The 1,106-nt window shown below is 64.3% G+C and carries 1 protein-coding gene and 1 pseudogene; both read right to left on the bottom strand.

Annotation, left to right across the window (positions count from 1 at the left end):
* On the bottom strand, positions 1-320 hold a 320-nt coding region (locus tag DBR30_RS11430), incomplete at its 3' end, for a GTP-binding protein (protein WP_146181379.1).
* A 4-nt stretch (positions 321-324) separates the two neighbouring features.
* Positions 325-1,106, bottom strand: a pseudogene (locus DBR30_RS22100) (L-seryl-tRNA(Sec) selenium transferase); the annotation flags it as partial.

Genomic DNA, 1,106 nt, shown 5'->3' with positions numbered 1-1,106 from the left:
CCCATCGCCTTGAGCAGGCGCAGGTGATCGCCGGTCATCGGCATCCACCCCTCGTCGGCGGCGATGACCAGCAGCACCAGATCCAGACTCCAGAGCCCCGCCACCATATTGCGGATATAGCGCTCGTGGCCGGGCACGTCGATGACGCCGATGGTGTTGCCCTGACCGTCGTCGAAGTGGGCAAAGCCGAGATCCTGGGTCATGCCGATGGCCTGCTCGTGGGCGCGGGCGGTGGTGATGCCGGTGAGGGCCTTGATCAGCAGGGTCTTGCCGTGATCCACGTGGCCGGCAAGACCGATAACGGCGCGATAGGGGGTCATGGGATCAAGGCTCCTCGGTCGCATTTGTTGCATTGAACGGGGCGGGCAGCAGCAACTCCCTGAGTTGGGCGATCAGCAGTTCCATCTCGGTCGGCAGCAGGGTCGCCATATTGAGCAGTACCTTCTGCTGGCGCACGGTGGCGATGACCGGCACCGGCAGTTCGCGCAGATCATCGAGCAGCTGCTGGGACGGGCGCGGGTCGGTGCATTCGAGCGCTGGGGCCGGGTAGAACTCGTCCGGCAGGGTGCCGCCGCCCACCACCAATTGGGCGGGAACGGGCACAAAGCAGCCGGGCAGGGCGGCCATCAGCTGGGAGGCTCTCGCCTGCATGGCTGCCGGGTTGCTCAAGGTGCGCTGGGCGATGCCTTCGCCGACGGGGGACTTGTTGAGCTTGTGGATGAGCAGGCGTTCCAGCAGGGAGTAGACGATGCGGCTCGGGCGGAAGGTGCGCATCATGGGGTGTTTTTCCAGCCGCTTGATAAGGTCGCAGCGGCCACTGATGATGCCCGATTGCGGGCCGCCCAAGAGCTTGTCGCCAGAGTAGCAGACCAGATCCGCCCCCGCCTTGATGTACTGGCGCACCGAGGTTTCATCCGGCGCAAACTCTTCGCTGGTCAAGCCAGAGCCCTGATCCACCGCCAGCACTACATGTTCGGGCAGGGCGCGGGCCACCTCGCCGATATCGGGGGACTCGGTAAAGCCGCGAATGGCGAAATTGGATCTGTGTACCATCAGTACCAGCGCGGTCTGATCTGTGATGGCATCAAGGTAATCTATGGCGGTGG

It is taken from the genome of Aeromonas sp. HMWF017 (assembly GCF_003061465.1).
GTDB classification, from domain to species: domain Bacteria; phylum Pseudomonadota; class Gammaproteobacteria; order Enterobacterales; family Aeromonadaceae; genus Aeromonas; species Aeromonas veronii.
The sequence above is the reverse complement of the archived record's forward strand: the minus strand, read 5'-3'. Positions and strand labels throughout refer to the sequence as shown.